Source organism: Mycobacterium sp. (assembly GCF_049280035.1).
GTDB lineage: Bacteria > Actinomycetota > Actinomycetes > Mycobacteriales > Mycobacteriaceae > Mycobacterium.
In genome coordinates, this window is sequence record NZ_JBAPPI010000584.1 from 1 (window position 1) to 2,699 (window position 2,699).

Consider the following 2,699-nt stretch of genomic DNA (forward strand, 5'->3'; position numbering starts at 1 on the left):
AGCATATGCAGCCGCGCCAGCGCCTGCAGCGGCGCGCGTTGCCAGACGCCGACCAGGGTGGTCTCGCCGCCTTCCAACGCCTGCGCGACTCGCAGCGCACCGGCAAATATCGGGTCGCTGGTCGCCGAGACGTCCAGTTGTTCTTCGAGTTTCAACCCGCCGTCGAGCACGGCCGACGCCCTCGCCGCCCGCAGCGCCGCCTCCGCGGCGGTCACTGGCCAGCGCCGCAGGTTGGCGCGGTGACGATGCGCCCGGCCGAGCGCCTCACGCGCCTGGTCGCTCGCGTCGGCGACACCGGGCAGCGCCATCAGCGGAGCCAACGGGTCAGAAGTCACGAGCTGTCACCATAAGGGTTGGGAATCGCCGCCAACAGTTGCCGGGTGTAGTCGTGCTGCGGCCGGGTGAACACCTCGTCGGTGCGCGCGTGCTCAACCACCCTCCCCGCCTGCATCACCAGCACCTCATCGGCGATCTGCCGGATGACGGCCAAGTCGTGACTGATGAACAGATAGCTCAGACCCAGCGCGTCCTTCAGCTCGGAAAGCAGTTCGAGTATCTGCGCCTGCACCAAGACGTCGAGCGCCGAGACAGCTTCGTCGCAGACCAGCACCTCGGGCCGCAATGCCAGCGCTCGTGCGATCGCGACCCGTTGACGCTGTCCGCCGGACAACTCGCGGGGCCGCCTGTCCAGCACCGCCAACGGAAGCGCGACCTGGTCGACCAACTCTCGCACCGCCGCGCGCCGCTCGTGGCGGTTACCGACCCGGTGAATGCGCAGCGGTTCCTCGATGGCCCGAAACACCGTGTACATCGGATCCAAGCTGCTGTAAGGGTTTTGAAACACCGGCTGCACCCGCCGGCGAAACGCCGGCGCATCGCGTCGGTTCAGCGCCGCAACATTTCGGCCGTCGAAAGTCACCGTCCCAGAAGTCGGCGCCAGCAAGCCCAGGGCCATGCGCGCCAGGGTGGATTTTCCGGATCCGGATTCGCCCACGATTGCCAGGGTGGTCGCTTTACGCAGACGAAACGACACGCCATCGACAGCACGGAATTCCGCTTTACGCCATGGCTTTCCGTGGGTTGACCGGTACACCTTGGTGAGCTCGGAGGCGACCAGGAGGTCGCCCGTGTGGGCGTCGAATTTTTCGACGGACGCTGCGTTGCCACTCCGCAGTCGAGTCGACGTCCCACCGGCCGGGTGTACCGCCGGTGCGGCGGCAACCAGTTGCCGAGTGTAGGGGTGTTGCGGGTCAGTCAAGATCGATTGCGCCGCACCGGTTTCTACTATGCGGCCGCGGTGCATGACGATCAGCTGCTCAGCGCGCTCGCCGGCCAATGCAAGGTCGTGGGTGATCAGCAGCACCGCAGTGCCCAGTTCCGCGGCCAGCTGCTGCAGATGGTCGAGCACCTGCCGTTGCACGGTGACATCGAGGGCTGACGTTGGCTCGTCGGCGATCAGCAGACGCGGCCGGCCCGCCAGCCCAATCGCGATCAGCGCACGCTGACACATCCCACCGGACAGCTGATGCGGATACCGTCTGGCCTGAGTCGACGGGTCCGGCATTCCGGCTTCATCAAGCAGTCGCAGTGAGCGTTGCCTGACGTCACCGATGTTATTGGCGCGCAACGCCTCCCGTATCTGAAAGCCGGCCTTCCACACCGGATTCAAGTTGGTCGCCGGGTCCTGCGGCACATAGCCGATGCCAGTCCCCCTAATCGAGCGGAGCCGTCGAGAATCCGCCGATGCGAGGTCGATACCGTCGAACATGATGTGGCCGACGGTGATTCGTCCGCCCGACGGAAGCAGGCCGAGAATCGCGGCGGCGGTTGTCGACTTTCCCGAGCCCGATTCACCGACAACGGCGACAGTCTGCCCGCTGTGCACCGACAGCTCGACGTTGCTGACGGCGGGAGCATCGTCGCCGAACCTGACTTCCAGACCCACGACGCTCAGCAGCGGCTGCTCGGCCGTGCGGCTCATGACCGCCGCGTCCGTGATGAGGAATCTAGAACGTCGCGCAACACATCGCCCATCATCAAAAACGCCAGCACTGTAAGCGCAAGGGCCCCAGCGGGATAGAACAGAATCGGCGAGCCTGCCCGCAGCCTCGTCTGTGCCACGTTGATGTCGCCGCCCCATGACACCACCGACGGCGGCAACCCCACACCGAGGTAGGACAGCGTCGCCTCCGTCACGATGAACATCCCCAGCGAGATGGCGGCGACGGCAATCACCGGGCCAAGAGCATTGGGCACCACGTGGCGTATCAGAATCCCGAATCTGTTCAACCCCAGCGCCTGCGCGGCCAAAACGTAATCGCTGCCACGCACCGCGAGCACGGCGCCGCGGGCGATCCTGGCCACCTGCGGCCAACCGAACAGCGCAAGGATCGCGACCACCGTCCATACAGTGCGGTGATGGGTGACCTGCATGAGCACAATGGCGGCCAACAGCAGCGGGATTCCGAAGAAAACATCGGCGACACGGGAAACAACCACGTCGATCCAGCCGCCGTAGAAGCCGGCTAACGCTCCTAACGCCCCGCCGACAACGAAAACCAGCAGAGTGGCGCCAACGCCGACGGTGATCGAGGCGCGGGCACCATATACCGTGCGGGCATAGATGTCGTGGCCCTGCAGGTCGGTGCCGAACCAATGCGCCGCCGACGGTGCGAGCAGGCTCTGATACGGGTCGGCGT

Annotated in this window: 2 protein-coding genes and 1 pseudogene; all 3 read right to left on the reverse strand. The window is 65.7% G+C overall.

The annotated features are described in order from the left end of the window. A pseudogene (locus tag WAN71_RS19015) lies at nt 1-335 on the reverse strand (oxidoreductase); the annotation flags it as partial. Then, the gene (locus tag WAN71_RS19020; protein ID WP_422226817.1) at nt 332-1,981 is read right to left on the reverse strand and encodes a dipeptide ABC transporter ATP-binding protein; all 1,650 of its coding nucleotides are present in this window, start codon (nt 1,979-1,981) and stop codon (nt 332-334) included. The pseudogene WAN71_RS19015 and the gene WAN71_RS19020, both read right to left, overlap by 4 nt. Beyond that, on the reverse strand, nt 1,978-2,699 hold a 722-nt coding region (locus WAN71_RS19025; RefSeq protein WP_422226818.1), incomplete at its 5' end, for an ABC transporter permease. The genes WAN71_RS19025 and WAN71_RS19020, both read right to left, overlap by 4 nt.

Bases quoted from the DNA above. Each gene is read 5' to 3' on its own strand.
- WAN71_RS19020 (WP_422226817.1), bottom strand. From the start codon at position 1,981: ATGAGCCGCACGGCCGAGCAGCCGCTGCTGAGCGTCGTGGGTCTGGAA.